Genomic DNA, 19,672 nt, shown 5'->3' on the forward strand with positions numbered 1-19,672 from the left:
CAGAATAGGACCCATGTCGCTGTTCCGTTCCTTGCTTCGTCTGCTGATGCTCGCCGTCGGCGCCCTCATCGGCCTCGCACTCTTCCTGATCGCCGTGCTGGCGTTCCTGGCCTTCCTGCTCGTCAGCCTGCTGACCGGCCGCAAGCCCAACTTGCAGTTCCGTGTCAACAAGAACCCCTGGGCGCAGCGTCGGCAAGCGGCAGGTGATGTGGTCGATGTCGAAGCGCGCGAAGTGCATGACGCCGCGCCGCTGTCACTGCGGCCGCCCGAGCAGCGCTGAGCTACTGCAGTTCCACCGGCCCGTACCAGGTGCGCGCCGATGCGCGGCTGTTGTCGCTGTCGGTCATGACGGCCATCGACGTCAACGGGCCCGGCGCCTCGCCAAAGGCCAGGCGAAAGTCTGCGGCCAGGTCGCGTCGATGCTCGCGCCAGCGGCGTAGCTCCGCCGGGCCGGAGTCGACGACGATCTTGCGGATGCGATCGCTGCGCGGGTTGATGACGACGGTGCCGACCGGCAGCTTGCTGTCCCAGACATACATCAGCGTCGCATAGGGCGGCAGCTCGCCGGTCAGCGCCTGCGCCAGCTCGAACTTCATGCGCGTGCGCAGCGGCAGTTTGTCGACGTCGCCGCTGAAGCCGAAGATGACGCGGGCAACCGCGTCCTCGTGATCGATGTCCGAAACATTGGCACCCGGGATGAGGCTCTGCACCCACCACGAGAAATTGACCTCGCCTATGCCGATCCGTGCCGGCTCCAGCCGCTTGCGCCAGATACTGGCCGAGCGGTCCGAAGCGGCTTCCAGCGCGGGGCGACCTTCCTTCTCCGTCCAGCTGTACTGGGTGAGCTTCTTGCCGGGCAGGGCCAGCGGCTGCCAGCCTTCGGCGGCTGGAGGCGGAGCGACGGTCGTGGCGCAACCGGCCAGCAAGGCCAGGGCGCTGAAGGCGGGTGCGCAACGCATCACCAGGTCTTGCGCTGCAGCTCTTCGAGGATCTCGCCGTAGATGCGATAGCGGCTGGCGCTGATCTGCCCTGCTTGTACCGCCGTGCGCACGCCGCAGTCGGGCTCGTGGATGTGGCTGCAGTTGGCGAAGCGGCAGTTGGCGTGCTCGCGCAGGTCGGGCATGTAGCGCCACAGCTCGGCGGCGTCGATCTGGCGCAGGCCGAATTCCTGGAAGCCGGGCGAATCGATCAGCGCCGTTGTGCGTGTCTCGTCGGTCCAGTACCACTGCGTCGTCGTCGTCGTGTGGCGGCCTGAGTTCAGCGCCTGCGAGATCTCGCCGATCTGGGCCTTGGCGTCTTTCACGAGCAGGTTGATCAGCGTGCTCTTGCCCGTGCCGCTGGGGCCGAGTACGAAAGTGCGTTGGCCGGCCAGCCAGGGGTCCAGCGTCGCGCGGGAGCCTTCGGGGTCGGCCTTCAGCGCGACCTCGAACATCTTCAGGCCCATGGCGTGATAGGGCGCCAGGCGCTCGCGAGCCGAATCGGTGCCCGGCAGGTCGGTCTTGTTCAGCGCGATGGCCATGCTGATGCCCGCGGACTCGGCGGCGATCAGGGAGCGCGTGAGCTGGCTCTCACTGAACACCGGCTCGACAGCGACGAGGACAAGCAGCTGGTCCAGGTTGGCTGCGAAGCTCTTGGTCTTCCACTCGTCCTGGCGGAACAACAGATTGCGCCGAGGCTCGACGGCTTCAATCACGCCCTCATCGCCGGAATCGGCAAAGCGCACCTGGTCACCAACGACGGCTTCGCTCTTCTTGCCGCGCGGGTGGCAGACGAAGCGCTTGCCCTCCGAGTCCTCGACGATGTAGTGGCGGCCATGGCCGCGCACGACAAGTCCCAGGTCCAGCGCCTGGAATTTGCTCATTCGCCGGTCGCTTCAGGCAAGGCGCTCACTTGTGCGGCGCAGATGGCGTCGTTCAGAGTCAACCCGCCGCGCGAGTGCGTCGTGAAGCTGACCGTACAGGCGTCGTATCCGACCAGCATCTCGGGGTGATGGTCCTGGGCGTGAGCGATCTCGGCGACCGCGTCGACGAAGGCCATGGTCTGGTAGAAATTCGCGAAGCCGAAGCGCCGGCCGATCAGCTTGTTCTCGGGGTCGGGCAGCCAGCCGGGCAGGGCGGCCAGCATGCGGGTGCGCGTGTCGGCATCCATCAGCGTGGCCTTGGGGTCACATTGGGCAAGCAAAAGATTCATGAGGCGAGCGCTGCGAGCCGTTCGGCCGCCGGCGGGTGCGAGTAGTAGAAGCGCGCGTAGACCGGGTCCGGCGTCAGCGTGCCGGCATTGTCCTCGTGCAGCTTGAGCAGGGCCGAGGACAGGTCGGCGCCGCTGGCCTGAGCGCGTGCGTAAGCGTCGGCCTGGAACTCGTCGCGGCGCGAGAAGTGGCTCGCCAGCGGCGTCACGAAGAAGCCGAACACCGGGCCGGCGAGCAGGAAGAGGATCAGCGCCAGTGCGTCATTGGGCGCGTCGAGATTGGGCGTTGCGCCCAGACCCAGGTAGAAGGCGGGTTGCTGGGCCAGCCAGCCCAGCAGTGCAAAGCCGGCCAGGCTCAAGACGAACATCAACACGATGCGCTTGGTGATGTGCTTGTGCTTGAAGTGGCCCAGCTCATGGGCGAGCACGGCCTCCACCTCGCTGCCGTTGAGCTTGGCCAGCAGCGTGTCGAAGAAGACCACGCGCTTGGCGGGCCCGAAGCCGCTGAAATAGGCATTGCCATGCGCCGAGCGCCGGCTGCCGTCCATGACGAACAAACCCTTGGCCGCAAAGCCGCAGCGCGCCATCAATCGCTCCACCCGCTCTTTCAGCGCAAGGTCGGTGAGCGGCTCGAACTTGTTGAACAGCGGCGCGATGACGGTGGGATAGATGACCATGACGAGCAGGTTGAAGCCCATCCAGGCGCCCCAGGCCCACAGCCACCAGCGCGGGCCCATGGCGCCCATCAGCCACAGGATCAGCGCGACGATCGGCAAGCCGAGCAGCGCGCCCAGCGCCAGCCCCTTGAGCATGTCGGCGAAATACAGGCGCAACGTCGTGCGATTAAAGCCAAAGGCTTGCTCGATCTTGAAGGTAGACCACATCTCCCAAGGCAGGTCCAGCAGAGAGCCGATCAGCACGAAGATGGCGACCAGACCGAGCTGATAGCCCATGCCCTGCCAGGCTTCGGGCAGAACCCGGCTGGCCTCGATCACCCAGCCATTGAGGGCGCTCAGACCACCCAGCAGCGTCCAGCCCAACAGCACGGCGGCGTTGAAGGCCAGGGCCAGCAAGCCGAAACGGGACCGGGCGACCGTGTAGTCCGCGGCCTTCTGGTGGGCCGCCAGCGTCACGCTGCCTGCGAAGGCCGGCGGTACCTGGTCACGATGGGCGGCGACGTGGCGGATCTGACGAGAGGACAGCCAGAACTTGACGAGGGTCGAGGCGGCGAGCGCGACCGCAAAAGCTAGGGACAACAGCAGGGGAGACATAAGCCTCAAGTGTAGGGAAGCGCTGAACAAGTCCCCGCGCGCAGAGCATCCCTGCTTTGGGCGGCCTGCGGCGTTGCAAATCCTCGCCATGGCTCCAGCCATGACTGCGGTTTGCGCCTTGCATTCCATCCCAAATCAGGGCGCTCTGCATCGCGGCGACTCATTCAGCGCTTCCTGGCTGCGAGAATTCCCCATCTTCAGAGTGAGCCCAGCATGTCCGACACCCTAGCCCTCAGCGAAAACAACCTGATCTGGATCGACCTCGAAATGACGGGGCTGTATCCCGACACCGACCGCATCATCGAGATCGCCGTCGTCGTCACCGACGCGAACCTCGAGAAGCGCATCGAGGGCCCGGTCTTCGCCGTCCACCAGACCGACGAGACGCTGGACAAGATGGACGCCTGGAACAAGGGCACCCACGGCAGGAGCGGTCTCATCGATCGCGTCAAGGCTTCCACCGTCTCCGAAGCCGAGGCCGCCGCCCAAACCATTGCTTTTCTGAAGCAATATGTGCCCAAGGGCAAGAGCCCAATGGCCGGCAACAGCATCTGCCAGGACCGCCGCTTTCTGGCCAATTACATGCCCGAGCTGGAGAGCTTCTTCCACTATCGCAACTTGGATGTATCGACGTTGAAGGAGCTGGCCAAGCGCTGGAAACCTTCCGCGCTGGAGGGCTTCAAGAAGGCCCAGGCCCACACCGCCATGGCCGACATCCACGAGTCCATCGACGAGCTCGTCCACTACCGCACCCACTTCCTGAACCTGGCCTGATCGAGCCGCACGGCACTTGCTGCACGCCGCTTTCGACTTCCCCCGCCACCCGCTGGCCCGCGAGGACGGCGAGCGGCTGTGCGGCTGTTGGGCCACGCCGCCAGAGCGCTGGCTGAGGGCGACACGGCACGATGAGGTGCGCGCCGTCATCGCCGAGGCGGAAGCCGCGGCAAGAGCGGGCGCCTGGGTGCTGGGAGGGCTGCGCTACGAAGCCGCGGCGGCTTTCGACGCCGCACTGAAGACGCACGACGCCACCGTGCCTCTGGCCGAGTTCGCGGTGTACGACACTGCCCCGGAGCCCTGGCCGGAGCGGCCCCCGGCCTACAGCGGCTTGCTCGGCTGGCATGACGCCGAGCCCGATGCCACAAAAGCCATCGAGCGCATCCGCACCTACATCCGCGACGGCGATTGCTACCAAGTCAATCTGACGACCCGGCTGCGCGCGGCGGCTGGCGCACTGGACCCCGAGCAGCTCTTCCTGGCCCTGCACGCCAGCCAGCCCGGTGGCTTCAGCCTGTTCTTGCGCGATGCCGGCGCCGCCAGCGTGTCACCCGAACTCTTCTTCGACTGGCGCCCTGTGCCCGGTGCCAAGGCGAGCTGGCTGTTGGCGGCACAGCCGATGAAGGGCACCGCGCCGCGCGGCCGCGACCGTGTCGATGACGAAGCCGCTCAAGCACACCTGCGCACCAGCGAGAAGGAGCGTGCCGAGAACCTGATGATCGTGGACCTGTTGCGCAACGACCTCAGCCGCGTCGCGCAGTTGGGCACGGTGCGGGTGCCGCGGCTGTTCGAGCTGCATGCGCTGCCAACGGTCTGGCAGATGACGTCCACCGTGACGGCCGTCAGCCGCGGCGGGTTGACGTTGGCGGACGCCTTCGCGGCGCTCTTCCCCTGCGGCTCGGTGACGGGTGCGCCCAAGATCCGCGCGATGCAGCTCATTCGTGAGCTGGAGCCGTCGGCACGGGGCTGGTACTGCGGTGCACTGGGGCTGATCCAGCCCGGCGGCGTTGCCACCTTCAACGTGCCCATCCGCACCGTCGAATTCAGTGGCGATGCGCTGACCTGCGGCATTGGCAGCGCCATCACGCTGGACAGCGAGCCCGCTGCCGAAATCGCCGAATGGCGGGCCAAGTCGCGCTTCCTCGCGCGCGCCGAGGCGCCCGTCGAGGCGCTGGAGACGCTGCGGCTGGACGCCGGCGTGGCGCTGCGCGGCGACGCCCACCTGGCCCGCATGCAGCGCACGGCGCGGCACTTTGGCCTGCGCTTTTCGATGGCCGAGGCGCGAGCCTATCTGAAGGTCTTGGTCATTGAACGGCCCGAAGGCAGCTGGCGCCTGCGCCTCACCTGCGACGCCGAGGGCCGTCTCGCCCACACGCTGACGGCCTTCATGCCGACATCTGAGCCAGTGCGCCTGGCGCTGGCCGACCGCGCGATGCCGACCCTGGGCCCGCGCGCCGAATACCTGGCCCACAAGACGACGCGCCGCGAGCTCTATGCGCTGGGCAAGCCTGCCGAGGCCTTCGACCTCATCCTCTGGAACGAGGCCGGCGAACTGACCGAATGCAGCTTCGGCAATCTCGCTTTGCTGCTTGACGGCGAGTGGCTGACGCCTGCGCTGTTCAGTGGCCTGCTGCCAGGCGTGATGCGCGCCGAGCTGCTGGCCCAGGGGCGCATCAAGGAGGCGCGGCTGACACGGGGCGACCTGACTCGTTCCGAGGGCTTGGCATTTTTCAACAGCCTGCGCGGTTGGCTGGTGGCGAAGCTGGCCTGAGCATCGTCAGCTTTGGGGAGGCGGCGAGACGGCCAGATGCGTCCAATGCCGGATCCAAGCTCGGAGTCACTCCATGCCCGGCATCCTGATCCGCACCGATGGCCGCCCGCTCCGCGCGGTGCAGGCCTCGCTCGACCGACTACTGCCCGATGTGGACGCACGGATTTTCGCCGTGGACGACCGCCGCGCATTGTTGCGTGGCCACCTGCTGGACGCGCTGGAAGCGCGCTACCACGCACCGCCTGAAGGCTGGCTCACGTCCCTGGGCGTCGCCGCGGCCCAGCCCCTGAAGGACGAGGAGGCGCTGACCCTTTTGCGCACCCGCGACCGCGAGAGGACGCCCGAACTCGGCCCTCTCGCCGTACCGCGTGTTGGCGGGCGGGACTGGCATCTCGCCAGCGTGCGGGCCCCACAAGCCTGGGCGTTAGTGGGCGGGCCGCAGGGCATCGCCTGGGGCAGCACGCGCGTCGCCCAGATCGACACCGGCTACGTGCCTCACCCGGCTTTGGGCTTCGGTGCGCCAGGCGGCACATGGATCGACGTGTCCCACGCGCAGACCGACATGCCGGCCGGTTTTGGCGACAACCCCAGCCAGCCCGTCGAACCGGGTGGAGGCATCGACCCGTTGACCGGCTTCAACGCCGGACATGGAAGCCGCATCGGCGCCACGATCAGCGGTTGCGCGCCCGGTGCTCCGGGCGGCGCTTACTTCGGCGTGGCGCCTCGTGTGCCGCATTTGCCGCGGCGCATCACCGATATGGTCGTCATCGATCACGCCCAGCGCGAGTTCGCCCATGCCTTGAACGCCGCCGTGGCCTGGGGCGCCGGCGCGGTGAACTGCAGCCTGGCGATGCTGACGTCCCTCTACTTCCCGGAAATCAAGCAGGCGGTGAACGATGCCTACGAGGCCGGTGTCATCCTGGTCTGTGCAGCCGGCAACTATGTGGACCCGGTGCTGGCGCCGGCCAAATGGCCGCGCACAGTGGCTGTGGGTGGCGTGACGGCAGCGGACCAACCATGGAGTGGCAGCAGCTTCGGCCCGGAGGTTGACTTCAGCGCGCCGGCCGCTGACCTGCGCCGCGCCGAGCCACTGACGGGCGGCTACGGCGGTGGCGGTGATGGCACCTCCTATGCCACCGCGCAGACCACCGGCGCCGCGGCACTCTGGCTCACCTACCGGCGCGCCGATATCGAGGCCGCCTACGGCGGTGAGCGCTGGAAGATTCCCGAAGCCTTCCGCGTCATCGCCCGCAGCACGGCCCGACAGCCGGCCGGCTGGCAGCCGGGCAGCCATGGTGACGGCATCCTGAACATCGAGGCTCTGCTGATGGCGGAGCTGCCAACGCAGCTCGTTCACGCCCCGCAGGCCTGATCAGTTGTCGCGCTGGCGCAGCGCCCGCATCAGCGCCATCGCATCCTCGCCCGGCCGTGCCGGCAGCTTCGTGTAGACCGAGCTGTCCGCCGTGCGCGCCATCAGGCCTTGGGTGACGAGATCACGGCGCAGCGTGCAGTAGTCGCCGAAGCAGTGCCAGGCCGTGAGGATCTGGTTGACCTCGCGTTCGCGGTAGGGCCGCTTGGCGTCGAAGCGCATCCAAAGGCCCCACAGGGCCATCAACTGCAACGAGCGTTTGACGGGCAGCCGCTGCAGCCGGCCCTGATCGTCGAACAGGCGCAGCGTGCGGCGGACGATGTCGCTGTGCTCCGTGGGAACAGTGGCGATGATCCGCGGCAGAGCGGGCGGCCGCGCCTTCAGCATCTGCAGATTGCGATGACCGGCCGCGCGGGCCAACATGTTCAGCAAGGTCTGGTGGCCCGGCGTGGCGGGGTGCGCCAGCAACTGTGTGCGCAGGGATTTGGTGAAAGTGGACAGGTCGTCCACGACGAGAGGCAGGGATTCACGGGCCATGGTGGCACTCCATGCGCGCGCCAACGACGAAAGAGGCTGTGCTCGCCGACTTGCAGCCAGGGCGCACGCGAGGTCCACGTGAACGAAGGCGGTATGCATGGCAGGTTCAGCTCGCGACGGATGCCGCGCGGCAAGGCCTGGGTGTTCTGCCGACCCGGGCCGCAAGTGTGCCAGAGCTCACACTCGGGCTTCAAGGGTCGTTTCCGTAAAAACCCTGATTCATGCTACAGTCGCAGCTTCGCTCGGTTCACCCCGAGCTTCGTACGTCTCCTCTGACCTCGTTCGGCCCGCAGTTCCTTGCGGCTTCTCGAACACCCCTCGTGGATCGGTCGGCGGCGATGAAGCCGTCGCTTTGACTGTTCCCCCGTGCCGCACCCGACTGCAAGCTGCAGCCCGAGCCGCCCGACACGAGCTTTCTCCCAGCGACTTTGACTGCTGAACGGCATGGTCTGTTCAGCGCCCGCGTGTCCGCCCTCACTGATTTCCAGGCGGCATGGACGGGCTTTTGACTGAAAGAACGACATGAGTTTCGATACCCTGGGCCTGAACGAAGTGGTCCTGAAGGCCGTGAAAGATTCCGGCTATGAGAACGCCACCGACGTGCAGACGCTCGCCATTCCCGCTGCCATTGCCAACAAGGACCTGATGGTCTCGGCGCGCACGGGCTCGGGCAAGACCGCTGCCTTCATCCTGCCGGCGCTGGAAAAGATCCTGGCCGCACGTGGTGACGACAGCAAGAAGCGCGAAAAGGGCAAGGTCTACGGACCCAAGATCCTGGTGCTGGCCCCCACCCGTGAGCTGGCCATGCAGGTCGCCAAGGCCGCACAGACCTACGGCCGCTTCATTCCGGGCCTGAAGGTCGCAACCGTGCTGGGCGGCATGCCCTACCCGCTGCAGATCCGCCAGCTGATGGGCCCTTTGGACATCCTGATCGCGACCCCCGGCCGCCTGATCGACCACATCAACTCCGGCAAGTGTGTGCTGGGCAATGTCGAAATGCTGGTGCTGGACGAAGCTGACCGCATGCTGGACATGGGCTTCATCGACGACATCACGATGATCGCCGGCAATACCCCTGCCGAGCGCCAGACCGTGATGTTCAGCGCCACGTTCGCCGGCCACGTCGGCCGTCTCGCGCAAAACCTGCTGAAGGATCCGCAGCGCATCGAGGTCGCCAACCACACCGACACGCACGAGAACATCGAGCAGCGCCTGCACTGGGCCGACAACCCCCACCACAAGGACCAACTGCTGGAATCCATCCTGGCGCTGCCGGAGATGGAGCAGGCGGTGGTCTTCACCAGCACGCAGCGTGACGCAGACTGGCTGGCCGATCGCCTGGCCGAGATCGGCCACTCGGTGGCGCCGCTGCACGGCGCGATGCCGCAAGGCAAGCGCAATCGCGTGCTGCAGGCCCTGCGCAGCAAGCAGGTGCGTGTGCTGGTCGCTACCGACGTTGCCGCTCGCGGCATCGACGTGCCGACGATCAGCCACGTCATCAACTACGGCCTGCCGATGAAGGCTGAGGACTATGTGCACCGCATCGGCCGCACCGGCCGTGCCGGCCGCCAGGGCCTGGCGATCACGCTGGGCATGCGCGACGACGTGTCCATGATCCGCCGCATCCAGCAGTTCACGACGCAGACCATTCCGGTGCAGCAGATCGCCGGCCTCGAGCCCAAGACGCAAGAGCCGCGCATCTTCCCGCCGCGCCCGGCAGGCTCGTTCGACGACCGCGCCCCGCGTGGCAACTTCGGTGGCCGTCCCGGCTTCGGCAACAAGCCTTTCCGTCGTGAAGAAGGCGGCCGCCCCTTCCACGGTGGTGGCAAGCCTTTCAGTCATGGTTCTGGCGGCCAGGACCGTGGCTTTGCGCCGCGCGATGATCGTGGCTTCGCCCCGCAAGGCGACAACCGTGGCTTTGCTCCCCGTGAAGATCGCGGTTTTGCGCCGCAGGGTGACAACCGCGGCTTTGCTCCGCGTGAGGATCGTGGTTTCGCACCGCGTGAAGATCGTGGCTTCCAGCCCCGTGACGACCGTGGCTTCGCGCCGCGCGCCGAGCGCTCCTTCCAGCCGGCCGGCAAGCCCAGCTTTGGCGCCAAGCCGGCTTTCGGTGACCGCCGTCCGCCGAGCGGCCCGCGTAAGGGCGGCTTCGGCCGCTGATCCCGCGGCGGCATCAGCCGCCCGGCGATGATGGAGGGTCCGCTGTGCGGGCCCTTTTTTATGACCAGTTCCAGCGACAAGCAGACCGGCACCCTCGTCCAATGGGACGACGCCAAGGGCTATGGCTTCATCGCGCCCGACGGCGGCGCTGCCCGCCTCTTTGTTCACGTCCACGCCTTTGCCGCCCGCGCCGAGCGGCCGGTGGTGGGTGAGCGATTGAGCTTCCAGGCGGGCTCTGACGCCCAGGGCAAGCCGAGGGCGCTGGCCGTGCGGCCCATCAAGGCGCCCCCGCCACCCGCAGCGCCGCGCGATCGCAGCCGTGTGCTGCTGCTGGTGCCGGCCTTCGCCGGCTTCGTGCTGGCCTGCCACCTCCTCTGGGGCTTGCCGAACTGGCTCTGGGGCATCTATTCCGCCATGAGCATGGCGACCTTCATCGTCTATGCGCTCGACAAGCGGGCCGCTAGGCAGGGAGCCTGGCGCGTGGACGAGAAGACCCTGCATGGGCTGTCGCTGGCCTGCGGCTGGCCGGGCGCGTTGCTCGCCCAGCAACTGCTGCGCCACAAGAACGTGAAGCCAGCGTTCCGGCGCATCTACTGGCTGACGGTCGTCTTCAACATCGCGGCCTTCGCCGCGATCTTCACGCCGCTACTGAAAAGCTGAGTTCGCCCAGGCCTTCGAAGGCCAGCGTGCCGCGGGCCGCACCCGCCAGCGGATGCAGGCCGCCCCAGGCACCGGTCGTCACGATGGTGCCGGCCGGCAAGGTTGCGCCATGGCGCGTGGCATGGCGCAACCAGGCCGGCAATACGGCGGCCGGATCCGCCAGGGAATGCCCGCCATGGCGGACGACATCGGGCTGGCCGGCGAGGCTGAGACGCCATTCGACCTGGGCCCACGGCAACGGGCGATAGGGTTGCCAGGCGCCGAGCAGCAGACCGGCGTTGGATTGGTGGTCGGCCATGCGCAGCAAGGCGGGCGCATCCAGCCCTTCCTGCCAGCGCGAGGCGACCAGTTCGACGGCAACGCATATCGCTTGCGCCCTCCCATCCGCGTCAATGCGCAGCGCCACTTCGGCCTCGATGCCAAGCAGTGACGTCCCTGAGACGGGATTGACTGGCGAATGGCTGAACGGACCGTGGGCGCTGGCACCGCCGGACTTCCAGCGGTCGAAGCGCCAGCCCAGCGCCCGGGCGACGCCGTCTTGCACGGCATAGGCATCGGCCTCATCACGCACGGCGTGGGTCCAGTCGGCGGCATTCAAGCGGCTGCCGTCACGGTGGCAGACAACCAGGGCATCGATCAGGGCTTGCGTCATGGCTTGAAGTGGAGCGGCCATCGGCCTTACTTCTTCTTGGCGTAGCCGGCTTGGCCGGCTCTGCCGGTGGCCCAGAGAATGCCCTGCGTGACCAGGTCCAGATAGCGGGCGTCCGCGACGGTGGCCGTGGTGTGTCCGAGCGAGGTGCTGAAAACGCGCGTCTTTCTCGGGCCGAACTCGTTCGTCCAGACGACGACCGTTTCGACGGCCTGCGCTTCTTCGGTAACGCTGCCGTCGGGCTGCCGCCTGCTTTGCTTCACGATCTGCCTGCCCGTTGCGAGCGCTTTGCCATCGAGGATCTGGACGTTGTTGTAGAGCTCCTCATTGACAGTGGTCCAACCGTCCAGCGTCCTCGCGATCGGGTGATCCTTGTCGACGAAGGTGATCGCGATGGGTTCAAGCGGTCCGTGGCCAGTCGATTGCAGGCCGAGATATTCGTACCACTGGGCGTTGTCCGCACCGCGGGCTACCGGCTTGCTGTAGTCGCCGGAGCGAAAACTGTGCATCGCGCAGTGCAGATTGACGGCGGGCAAGCCATCCAGATGGGGTTTCAGGATGCTTTTGAACGAACTGGGATCGCGCGGGTCGGCTGCGCATTCGTCGTGGATGACCACGTCGTAGCCACGCGCGTAGTCGGGGTTGCCAAAGAGGGGCAGCGGCGGGCTGCCGGTGGTGTCAGGGCTGTGCATGTGATCCACGACGATGTTCGCCCGCGCCTCGATGCCTGATTTCAGCAGGTCCTTCTGCGCGCCGTAGTCGTGACAGCAGCCGCCGGTGATGAGCAGGGCACGGATGGGTTTCGATGCGTCCGCCGCGAACGCAGGGAGGGCGGCGAACGCAAGAGCCAGGGCAAGGACGTGAGGAGGTTTCATAAGGACCTGTGGCGAGGAAGCGGCGGGGGCGAATCTAGCACCCAGGCGCTCCTCGCCAGCAGGCCTGCACGGCGAGTCACCCGAAGCGGAAACTCGACGCTGTCACGCCGCCCATGAATTCGGTCTCGTGATAGTTGCAGCCTGCGGCCTCGCCCTCGGCCGCGCCGGCGGCGACCATCAGCGGCAGCAGATGCTCCTCGCGCGGGTGTGCGATCCTCGCGGCCGGCGCCTGGGCCCAGGCCAGCAGCCGCTCGGCGCGCCCTGCGGGCGAGGGCAGGGCGGACTGCAGCCAAGCATCGAACGCGGCAGACGGTTCACGCCCGGCCATGCCGTACATGCGCAGGTTGTGGAAGCTAAAGCCGCTGCCCAGGATGAGCACGCCCTCGTCGCGCAGGGGCGCCAGCGCGCGGCCCAGGGCGATGTGCTCGGCCGGGTCCAGTCCGCGCCTGAGCGACAGCTGCACAACCGGCACGTCGGCGTCCGGATACATCGGCACCAGCGTGCAGAAGGCGCCGTGGTCGAAACCACGCTGGGCGTCGCGTGACGCGGGCAGACCGGCGGCCTGGAGCAGCGCCACGACGCGCTCGGCCAGCACCGGGTCGCCCGGCGCGGCGTAGACGACGTCGTAGGTGTGCGGCGGGAAGCCGCCGTAGTCGTAGAGCATGCCCGGCGCGGGCGAGGTAGTGACCGTGAAGGCGGCCTCTTCCCAGTGGGCTGAGATCATCAGGATGGCCTTTGGCTTCTCGGGCAGCATGGCCGGCAGTGCCTGCAGCGAGGCCTCGAGCTTGGCGTGCGCCCGGCGGTAGTCGCCGTCCATGAACGGCCAGGGGCCGCCGCCGTGGGACAGGAAGAAGGTGGGTTGGCGAGGGGCTTTCATGGGCAAAGAGTAGGCCCCGGCTGGCCGGTCGGGTTTCAACCGGCTTGACGCCGGCGTTCGCAAAACCCGAACGCCAGCCGCCGTTGATAATCCGCGCCCCATGTCCGACCCCCGCCCCCTCACCGCCGACGACCCGCGCTCGCCGGATGAATTCTTCCGCGACGGCGCCGCGCCGGTGGACTCGCTGCTCTGGTGGCAGCTGGACGCCCATGAGGCGCTGATGGCCGCGCAGCGGGCGCTGTTCGGCGGCGAGGCGGCCTGGGTGCGGCTGCGGGTGTGGGTGTTCCTGGAGCTGATGGCCCTGCCCGCCGCCCGGCTGAGCCGCGACGACCTGAACCGCCACTTCCACCATGTGCGCGAGGACGCGCTGGAGACGGTGCTCAAGCGCCTGCGCGACGCCGGCCTGCTGCACTGGGAGGCGTCCACCCAGACCTATGCGATCACGCCGCTGGCGCAATCCGTCGTCGGCATGCTGCAGCCGCTGACGGCCGACACGGCGGGTGCCGACGACGACCTCGCCGCGCTGCTGGCCGGCGTAGCCGGCGCCCACCAGCTCGGCCTGCTGCAACCCCAGCAGCTGGACATGCTGCAGGCCCAGTTGGCGCGGCTGCGCGAGGAGTTTGCCGACGCCATGGCCAGCGGCAGCGAGTTCGAGCTGCGCCGCGCCAATGTGCGCTTCGAGCGCGCCATGCTGCTGGTGGACCGCGCGAGCGACGCCGTCAAGGCCATCATCGAGCAGGCCCAGGCCAGCGGCCATGCGCGGCTGGAACGGCTGGCGCGCGACCTCGCCAGCGCCCAGGCCAGCCTGCTGGTCATGGCCAGCCAGTTCAACCGAGCGTTGCAGCAGGCCGACCGCCAGCGCGTGACGCTGGGCTCCACCGGCGTGACGACGACCGACCTGCGCCAGTGGCTGCAGCGTGTGCCCCACCTCGACGCCCTGCTGGGCGATGCGTTGTCCACCGCCGTGCAACCGGTGGTGGTGGCTGCGCAGGAGCTGGTTGACGGCGCCGAGGCCGAGTTCGAGCGCGACCGTCCCAAGCCCGCCGACGCCGCGGGCCTGCCTGCCGCCCAGGCCGCACCCGACGGCCGGCTGGAGGTGCTGAGCCTGCCACCCGAGCTCGGAGCGCTGCAGTTGCTGCTAGACGGCTGGACGGCCGAGGCCCGCGGCACCCAGCCGGTCGCACCAGCGGTGCTGGGCGGGAGCTACGCGTCGGCCGCCTACCGCGCCCAGTTGCTGCCGCTGCTGGGCGACCCGCAGGCGCGCCACCTCAAGGGCGCGACGGGCGACATGGCGCGCCAGCCCTGGCGCGTGCGCTGGAGCGCCGAGCAGGGCGAGATCGACGATGCGTTCGTGGCCTGGATGAGCCGGGGCGAACTGGTGAACGAGAACAGCGTGGAACCCGCGAATGACACCCCTTGACGACGCCGCCAGCCTGGCCGCCCAGCTGCTCGCCCGCCGCTGGCTGCCCCGCACCCATCCCCTCGTCAAGCGCGCGCTGATCGACGCCGAGCTGTGGGCGGCCGCCACCGAGCGCCTGGCCGGCGTGGGCCTTCGGCTGGTGGACAACGTCTACGCCGAGCATGTCAGCGTCGCGCTGCTGCGCCCGGCCGAGAGCGCCGTGTTCGGCGAGTCGGGCCTGGCCGCCAACAACAACCTCGACCTGCCGCGCGACGGCGTGTCGCTGCTGGTAGTGCTGTGGAGCCTGATCGTGTTGCCCAAGCGCCAGCGCCAGCTCAACCGCGCCGATGCCGACAGTGACAGCCAGGGCGAGATGTTCGCCGCCGACAAGCCGCTGCCCGGCAGCGCCAGCGTGGCGCCGGTGCTGAGCTACCGCAGCCTGCTGGCCGACTTCGGCGACCAGCTCGGCAAGAAGGTGCGCCTGGACGGCAACCTCAAGCTGCTGGAGCGACACGGCTTCATCACGCGCCGCGGTGAAGACATCGCCGAGGGCCCGCTGCTGGACCTGCTGCTGGACTATGACCAGCTCGCGCCGCGCATCCTCGACGGCGCGCTGGCCGACGTGCTGGCCCGCGCCACCGACGCGTCCGCCGCGCCGGCGCTGGCCGCGATCCAGGCTGCCCGCCAGGCGCAACCCGAAGACCCGAGCGACGCCTGATGTTCCACCTCCAAACCCTCGAACTGCTGCACTGGGACTACTGCCAGCGCGTGACCTTGCCGCTGGACGGCAACATCATCACCATCGCCGGCCCTAACGGCTCTGGCAAGACGACGCTGCTGGATGCGCTGCGCACGCTGCTGGGCCTGGAGTGCTCGGGCGGCCGAACCTTCCGCACCTATGCCCGCCACGCCAACGCCGAGACGGCCTGGTTGCGTGCGCTGGTTGACAACCGCCCGCGCGGCCGCCAGAACAGCAGCCGGCCATTCGCCTCGTCGCTGATCTACGCCGACCAGGTGACCCTGGCCTGCCGCATCGAGCGCCAGGGCGGCGACTGGGTGCGCCGCTACCAGATCGTCGAAGGCGTCGTCGAGATCGAGCAGCTGGCCGAAAAGGCCGAGCGCGAGTGGCTGGGCATCGAGGCCTGGCGCAAGCGCCTGGAGGCGGCGGGGCTCACGCGCGCCATCGGCCGCGTGCTGGCGCTGGAGCAGGGCCAGACCGACCGTCTGTGCGAGCTTTCACCGAAGGAGCTGCTGCGCCTCGTTTTCGAGGTGTTCGGCGACCAGGAGGTGCTGGACCGCTACGAGCAGGCCCGCTCGCACCAGCAGCAGCTTGCCAAGGAGGTGCAGGCCGCGGAAGGCGAGCTGGCGCGCACGCAGGCGCAGCTCAGCGAACTGGCCAACCGCGTCAACAGCCACCGCCAGTGGCAGCTCAAGATCGCCGAACGCGAGCGCCTGGCCACCGAGGTGCTGCCCGTCATGCAGTGGAGCGAAGCGCGCGAGAAGCTGGCCCGCGACGGCCGCGAGCTGCACCGGGCGCGCCTGTTCGCATCCGCCGATGCGCGGACGCTGTCGACCCGGCGCGCCGGCCTGCACCAGCTGTTCGCCGAGCATGAAGCCACCAAGGCGCGGCTGGCCACGCTGGAGACGGAGCGCCGCGAGGCGCGCGCCGCCTTCGACACCGCCCGCGAGGCCGAGAAGCCGGTGGAGCAGACCGTCAAGCGAGAAGACGAGCTGCGCGCGCTGGCCGACGTGGAGGCCGATGCCGCCGCGCTCGCCGCCCGCACCCAGGCGCTGGCCGCCGACAAGGACAAGCTGCGCGGCGAGTACACGCGCGCCGACGACAAGCTGCGCCATGTGCAGGGCCTGCTGGCCGAGCTGAAGGACAAGCGTCTGCCGCCGCCGCCGCCCGAGGTGGCGCCGCTGCGCCGCGCACTGGACGAAGCCGGCATCGCCCACCATGTGGTGGCCGACAGCATTGACATCGCCGACGAGCGCTGGCGCGAGGCCGCCGAGGGCGTGCTACGCGGCTCGCGCTGGGTGGTCGTGCTGAAAGCTAGAAGCGACGAGGCGCGCGCCTTCGGCATCGCATCGCGCCTGAAGTACCGCCATTACGTCGTCTCCGATGCGGCACCGGTGCCGAGCGCCCGGCCTGGCTCGCTGCTGGCCGCGCTCAAGGTCAGCGCGCCGCTGCCGACCTGGCTGGCGCGCCAGCTCGACGGCATCCGCTGCGTAGCCAGCACGGAAGAGGGCAGCGGCACGGGCGGCGAATGGATCACGCCCGATGCCTACTACCGCGACGGCCGTGGCGGCCGTAGCGTGGCCATCCCGGCGTCGGACCACCAGTTCGGCGCCAACGCCGTGGCCGGTCGGCGCGCATCGCTGGAGGGCGAACTGGCCCGCATCGATGCCGAGCTGACTCGTGTGGCCAAGGCGCAGGCCGAGGTCGACCGTCAGCTCAAGGACGCCCAACGCGCTGCCCAGGGCCACAAGGCCGCGGTGGAACTGAGCGAGCGCGCCGACGAGTTCGCCGAAAGCCGCGCGCGCCTGCCGGTGCTGAGGCAGGCGCGGGCCGAGGCGTCCACGCGCATGACGACGGTGGAAGCCGAGCACGACCGCCTGCTCAAGGCCTCGGGCGTGCACGAGCAGAACTACGAGCGCGCGCAGAAGGAACTGGCCGAAGGCGAGGAACGCCAGGCCCGCACCGCGCGTGAGCATGCCGAGCGCCGCAAGACCCTGCACCAGGCGGCCCGGGCCTCGCGCGAAGCGGGCGCCAAGTTCCCGCCGCGCTGGATCACGCCCATCGCCCTCACGGCCCTGCGCAACGAGTTCGAGAACGCGCGCCAAGCCGAGATCCGCTCCCACCATGTCGACCAGGAGCTGGAGAAGGGCGTCTGGGAGACCGACGCCAGCGTCGTTGACCGCCACACCCGCATGGAGATGCAGGTGCGCGAGCAAGACACCCAGCTCAGCAACCGCCGCGCCAGCAATGCGCTGGCCGCCACGGCCGCCAGCAACGCCCGCGAGCGCTACATCGACGTGCTGCGCGCCACCGTGCGCCGCTACAAGAAGAACGTCGCCGAGCTGGGCGAGCTGGCCGGCGTGGCCGCCGAGGCCGTGCTGCCCCACCTGGACAACGACGACACCGTGCTTGCCCAGGCCGGCCTGCAAGTCAAGTTCAACTTCGACGGCAAGGGCGAGGTGGGCCTCAACGACGGCGAGGCCTCGGGCGGGCAGCAGGTCCTCAAGAGCCTGATCCTGCTGGTCGGCCTGATGAAGGACGATGAGACGCCCGGCGGCTTCGTTTTTATCGACGAGCCGTTCGCCCACCTGGACGTGCGCAACATCCAGCTCGTCGGCCACTTCCTGCGCTCGACCCGCGCCCAATACCTGCTGACCACACCGATAACGCACAACGTCGAGGTCTTCGAGCCGAGCGAGATCACGCTGGTGACGAGCAAGAAGCCGCGCGGCGAGCGCTGGGCGCCGCCGATCGCGGTGCTGGCGCGCCGGCCGGAGGTCAGCGAGTACGCCTGATGGACTGGCGCGCTCGCTCGGGGGACAGGGCCCGCCAGGAGCTCGAAGCCACCGCGCCGACCTGGCCCGGCACGCTGCCACGGCTGGACGCCGACGAGCTGCCGCTGCTGCTCGACTGGCTGCGCGGCAGTGCCGCCAGCCGCAAGTGGCAGGGGCTGCTCGAAGCCGCGGGGCCGGCGCGCATCGAGCTGGCGCATCGCCTGTCGGACCGGGCGCTCAAGGCCGGCCTGTGCACGCGCCGCGAGCGCTTCGAGCAAGGGCGCTGGTGGCCGGTGGAGCTGTGCTGGGTGGAGCTGGAGGCATTGCAGGCGGCGCTGGGCCTGCCCACGCGCAGCGACCGCGACGCCCGCCGCGCGGCACTCACGCAGCGGCTGGAGGCGTTGATGGGCGACGAACTGGTGGGCGAGGCTGCGCAGGCCCTGGCCGAGTCGCGCATGGCCACCGGGCCAGCCGAGTCGCGCGCCGCCTTGCTGGAAGCGCTGTCCAGCTGGGTGGCCGCCGGCGAGGTCGGCCTGCGCCGCGACTTCGCCTTGCGCCTGGGCCACACCAAGGCCATCGGCGACGGCGAATGGGCCTGGCTGGAGCGCCACTTCGACCTGCCGGCGCTGGGCATCGGCGCCTTTGCGGCCACCTTGACGTTGAGCGGTGATCTGCGCCTGGGCTGGGGCGGTGGCCGTCACGTCGACCTCGGTGCGCTGGCCTTCGCGACGCTGCCGGTTGCATCGCTGCTTGAGGTGCAGCATGTGGAGACACCGCCCGCGCGCTGGTGGCTGATCGAGAACCGCGCCAGTTTCGAGAAGCAGGCGGCGCGGCGCGCGGCGGGCGATGTGCTGGTGTGGATTGCCGGCCGGCCGACCCGGGCCTGGCGCGAGGCCATGGCCCGCCTGCTCGCACTCGCCCCGGCGCCGGCCGCCATCAGCGCCGACGCCGATCCTGCCGGCATCGAGATCGCGCTGGCCGCCGCCGCGCCGTGGCAAGACGCCGGCCTTGAATGGCAGGCCGTTGCGATGGAGGCTGCGCGTTTGGACCGCCCGGGCCTGCAGCCGCTGGGCCGCTACGACCTTGGCGTGCTGGCGCGGCTGGCGGAGCGGGACTTGCCCGTCGCATTGGCAAGCCTGCGCGACGCCCTGATGGAGCGCGGCGTGAAAGCCGAACAGGAGGGATGGTTGTGACCGAGTGGGACTACCCGGCGCCTTTCACGCTCGCGCTGACGCCGCAGGCGGCCGACATCGACGGGCTGGCCCACACCAACAACGCCGTTTACGTGCAGTGGTGCGAGCAGGCGGGCTGGGCGCATTCCGAGGCGCTGGGGCTGTCTCTGGACGACTACCGGCGCCTGGACCGCGCAATGGCCATCCGGGAGGGCCACTACGAGTACCTGCTGCCGTCCTTCGAGGGTGAGGCCCTGGTGCTGGGCACCTGGCTGACGGCCAGCGACGGCAGGCTGACGATGGAGCGGCGCTTCCAGCTGCGGCGCACCGGCGATGGCGTCACGCTCGTGCGGGGCCGGTGGGTGCTGGTCTGCATCGAGATCAGCAGCGGCAAGCCGCGGCGCATGCCGGCGGAGTTCCTGACTGCTTACGAAGGCGCCCTGGTGGTTTGATATACG

19 protein-coding genes are annotated in these 19,672 nt (G+C 68.9%); 11 read left to right on the forward strand and 8 right to left on the reverse strand.

Features of this window, described 5'->3' with window-relative positions; translation table 11 throughout:
- Positions 1-13: 13 nt before the first annotated feature.
- Complete coding sequence (locus tag ASC95_RS04240; protein ID WP_057296493.1) at positions 14-280, forward strand: hypothetical protein; 267 nt, start codon at positions 14-16, stop codon at positions 278-280.
- Position 281: 1 nt separating this feature from the next.
- Here the strand turns inward: ASC95_RS04240 and ASC95_RS04245 are convergent, their stop codons facing one another.
- From ASC95_RS04245 to ASC95_RS04260, 4 genes are read right to left on the reverse strand one after another with little or no spacing between them, the layout of a single operon-like run.
- A complete protein-coding gene (locus ASC95_RS04245) occupies positions 282-959 on the reverse strand; it encodes a DUF3047 domain-containing protein (RefSeq protein ID WP_057296494.1) in 678 nt (225 codons plus the stop codon).
- The gene (gene rsgA / locus ASC95_RS04250; RefSeq protein ID WP_057296495.1) at positions 959-1,861 is read right to left on the reverse strand and encodes a ribosome small subunit-dependent GTPase A; all 903 of its coding nucleotides are present in this window, start codon (positions 1,859-1,861) and stop codon (positions 959-961) included. Before rsgA ends, ASC95_RS04245 begins: the two co-directional genes overlap by 1 nt.
- Complete coding sequence (locus tag ASC95_RS04255) at positions 1,858-2,190, reverse strand: 4a-hydroxytetrahydrobiopterin dehydratase (protein ID WP_157255942.1); 333 nt, start codon at positions 2,188-2,190, stop codon at positions 1,858-1,860. The genes rsgA and ASC95_RS04255 overlap by 4 nt, the downstream gene beginning before the upstream one ends.
- The gene (locus ASC95_RS04260) at positions 2,187-3,458 is read right to left on the reverse strand and encodes a M48 family metallopeptidase (RefSeq protein ID WP_057296496.1); all 1,272 of its coding nucleotides are present in this window, start codon (positions 3,456-3,458) and stop codon (positions 2,187-2,189) included. Before ASC95_RS04260 ends, ASC95_RS04255 begins: the two co-directional genes overlap by 4 nt.
- A 213-nt stretch (positions 3,459-3,671) precedes the next feature.
- Here ASC95_RS04260 and orn point away from each other — a divergent pair, with 213 nt between their 5' ends.
- The 3 genes from orn to ASC95_RS04275 all read left to right on the forward strand — a co-directional run bounded on the left by orn (position 3,672) and on the right by ASC95_RS04275 (position 7,375).
- Positions 3,672-4,232 carry an oligoribonuclease gene (gene orn, locus ASC95_RS04265; RefSeq protein WP_057296497.1) on the forward strand — a complete coding sequence of 187 codons (561 nt, stop codon included), beginning with the start codon at positions 3,672-3,674 and terminating at the stop codon, positions 4,230-4,232.
- A 16-nt stretch (positions 4,233-4,248) separates the two neighbouring features.
- The gene (locus ASC95_RS04270) at positions 4,249-6,003 is read left to right on the forward strand and encodes a chorismate-binding protein (protein ID WP_157255943.1); all 1,755 of its coding nucleotides are present in this window, start codon (positions 4,249-4,251) and stop codon (positions 6,001-6,003) included.
- Between the two features lie 73 nt (positions 6,004-6,076).
- The gene (locus ASC95_RS04275) at positions 6,077-7,375 is read left to right on the forward strand and encodes a S8/S53 family peptidase (RefSeq protein WP_057296498.1); all 1,299 of its coding nucleotides are present in this window, start codon (positions 6,077-6,079) and stop codon (positions 7,373-7,375) included.
- Here the strand turns inward: ASC95_RS04275 and ASC95_RS04280 are convergent, their stop codons facing one another.
- Positions 7,376-7,909, reverse strand: coding sequence for a DUF2087 domain-containing protein (locus tag ASC95_RS04280; protein ID WP_057296499.1), 534 nt, complete (start codon positions 7,907-7,909; stop codon positions 7,376-7,378).
- 522 nt (positions 7,910-8,431) lie between these two features.
- Between ASC95_RS04280 and ASC95_RS04285 the strand changes: the two genes are divergently transcribed.
- Positions 8,432-10,069: a DEAD/DEAH box helicase gene (locus ASC95_RS04285; RefSeq protein WP_057296500.1), complete on the forward strand. Its 1,638-nt coding sequence runs from the start codon at positions 8,432-8,434 to the stop codon at positions 10,067-10,069.
- Positions 10,070-10,129: 60 nt separating this feature from the next.
- On the forward strand, positions 10,130-10,729 hold the full coding sequence (locus tag ASC95_RS04290; RefSeq protein ID WP_057296501.1) for a cold shock and DUF1294 domain-containing protein: 600 nt from the start codon (positions 10,130-10,132) through the stop codon (positions 10,727-10,729).
- On the opposite strand, the gene ASC95_RS04295 is transcribed toward ASC95_RS04290, so the two are convergent.
- The 3 genes from ASC95_RS04295 to ASC95_RS04305 all read right to left on the reverse strand — a co-directional run bounded on the left by ASC95_RS04295 (position 10,707) and on the right by ASC95_RS04305 (position 13,130).
- The gene (locus ASC95_RS04295) at positions 10,707-11,381 is read right to left on the reverse strand and encodes a hypothetical protein (RefSeq protein WP_057296502.1); all 675 of its coding nucleotides are present in this window, start codon (positions 11,379-11,381) and stop codon (positions 10,707-10,709) included. The genes ASC95_RS04290 and ASC95_RS04295 overlap by 23 nt on opposite strands.
- Before the next feature lie 26 nt (positions 11,382-11,407).
- On the reverse strand, positions 11,408-12,253 hold the full coding sequence (locus tag ASC95_RS04300; RefSeq protein WP_057296503.1) for a ThuA domain-containing protein: 846 nt from the start codon (positions 12,251-12,253) through the stop codon (positions 11,408-11,410).
- A gap of 76 nt (positions 12,254-12,329) precedes the next feature.
- Complete coding sequence (locus tag ASC95_RS04305) at positions 12,330-13,130, reverse strand: class III extradiol ring-cleavage dioxygenase (RefSeq protein WP_057296504.1); 801 nt, start codon at positions 13,128-13,130, stop codon at positions 12,330-12,332.
- A gap of 100 nt (positions 13,131-13,230) precedes the next feature.
- Between ASC95_RS04305 and ASC95_RS04310 the strand changes: the two genes are divergently transcribed.
- Genes ASC95_RS04310 through ASC95_RS04330 form a run of 5 tightly spaced genes read left to right on the forward strand, consistent with a single transcriptional unit; the run spans position 13,231 to position 19,666 of the window.
- Complete coding sequence (locus tag ASC95_RS04310) at positions 13,231-14,550, forward strand: hypothetical protein (RefSeq protein WP_057296505.1); 1,320 nt, start codon at positions 13,231-13,233, stop codon at positions 14,548-14,550.
- Positions 14,537-15,247 carry a hypothetical protein gene (locus ASC95_RS04315; protein ID WP_057296506.1) on the forward strand — a complete coding sequence of 237 codons (711 nt, stop codon included), beginning with the start codon at positions 14,537-14,539 and terminating at the stop codon, positions 15,245-15,247. Before ASC95_RS04310 ends, ASC95_RS04315 begins: the two co-directional genes overlap by 14 nt.
- Positions 15,247-18,063 carry an AAA family ATPase gene (locus ASC95_RS04320; protein WP_057296507.1) on the forward strand — a complete coding sequence of 939 codons (2,817 nt, stop codon included), beginning with the start codon at positions 15,247-15,249 and terminating at the stop codon, positions 18,061-18,063. Before ASC95_RS04315 ends, ASC95_RS04320 begins: the two co-directional genes overlap by 1 nt.
- A complete protein-coding gene (locus tag ASC95_RS04325) occupies positions 18,063-19,235 on the forward strand; it encodes a DUF2399 domain-containing protein (protein ID WP_057296508.1) in 1,173 nt (390 codons plus the stop codon). Before ASC95_RS04320 ends, ASC95_RS04325 begins: the two co-directional genes overlap by 1 nt.
- Positions 19,232-19,666 (forward strand): thioesterase family protein, encoded by a 435-nt coding sequence (locus ASC95_RS04330; RefSeq protein ID WP_235537681.1) that lies wholly within the window; start codon positions 19,232-19,234, stop codon positions 19,664-19,666. Before ASC95_RS04325 ends, ASC95_RS04330 begins: the two co-directional genes overlap by 4 nt.
- Positions 19,667-19,672: the final 6 nt, after the last annotated feature.

The sequence above is a fragment of the Pelomonas sp. Root1217 genome, assembly GCF_001425705.1.
Lineage (GTDB): Bacteria > Pseudomonadota > Gammaproteobacteria > Burkholderiales > Burkholderiaceae_C > Pelomonas.

Coding starts and splice junctions, on each gene's coding strand:
- rsgA (WP_057296495.1), bottom strand. CDS start 1,861: ATGAGCAAATTCCAGGCGCTGGACCTGGGACTTGTCGTGCGCGGCCAT.
- ASC95_RS04305 (WP_057296504.1), bottom strand. CDS start 13,130: ATGAAAGCCCCTCGCCAACCCACCTTCTTCCTGTCCCACGGCGGCGGC.
- orn (WP_057296497.1), top strand. CDS start 3,672: ATGTCCGACACCCTAGCCCTCAGCGAAAACAACCTGATCTGGATCGAC.
- ASC95_RS04295 (WP_057296502.1), bottom strand. CDS start 11,381: ATGACGCAAGCCCTGATCGATGCCCTGGTTGTCTGCCACCGTGACGGC.
- ASC95_RS04315 (WP_057296506.1), top strand. CDS start 14,537: ATGACACCCCTTGACGACGCCGCCAGCCTGGCCGCCCAGCTGCTCGCC.
- ASC95_RS04255 (WP_157255942.1), bottom strand. CDS start 2,190: ATGAATCTTTTGCTTGCCCAATGTGACCCCAAGGCCACGCTGATGGAT.
- ASC95_RS04280 (WP_057296499.1), bottom strand. CDS start 7,909: ATGGCCCGTGAATCCCTGCCTCTCGTCGTGGACGACCTGTCCACTTTC.
- ASC95_RS04260 (WP_057296496.1), bottom strand. CDS start 3,458: ATGTCTCCCCTGCTGTTGTCCCTAGCTTTTGCGGTCGCGCTCGCCGCC.
- ASC95_RS04275 (WP_057296498.1), top strand. CDS start 6,077: ATGCCCGGCATCCTGATCCGCACCGATGGCCGCCCGCTCCGCGCGGTG.
- ASC95_RS04240 (WP_057296493.1), top strand. CDS start 14: ATGTCGCTGTTCCGTTCCTTGCTTCGTCTGCTGATGCTCGCCGTCGGC.
- ASC95_RS04325 (WP_057296508.1), top strand. CDS start 18,063: ATGGACTGGCGCGCTCGCTCGGGGGACAGGGCCCGCCAGGAGCTCGAA.
- ASC95_RS04300 (WP_057296503.1), bottom strand. CDS start 12,253: ATGAAACCTCCTCACGTCCTTGCCCTGGCTCTTGCGTTCGCCGCCCTC.
- ASC95_RS04290 (WP_057296501.1), top strand. CDS start 10,130: ATGACCAGTTCCAGCGACAAGCAGACCGGCACCCTCGTCCAATGGGAC.
- ASC95_RS04285 (WP_057296500.1), top strand. CDS start 8,432: ATGAGTTTCGATACCCTGGGCCTGAACGAAGTGGTCCTGAAGGCCGTG.
- ASC95_RS04320 (WP_057296507.1), top strand. CDS start 15,247: ATGTTCCACCTCCAAACCCTCGAACTGCTGCACTGGGACTACTGCCAG.
- ASC95_RS04310 (WP_057296505.1), top strand. CDS start 13,231: ATGTCCGACCCCCGCCCCCTCACCGCCGACGACCCGCGCTCGCCGGAT.
- ASC95_RS04245 (WP_057296494.1), bottom strand. CDS start 959: ATGCGTTGCGCACCCGCCTTCAGCGCCCTGGCCTTGCTGGCCGGTTGC.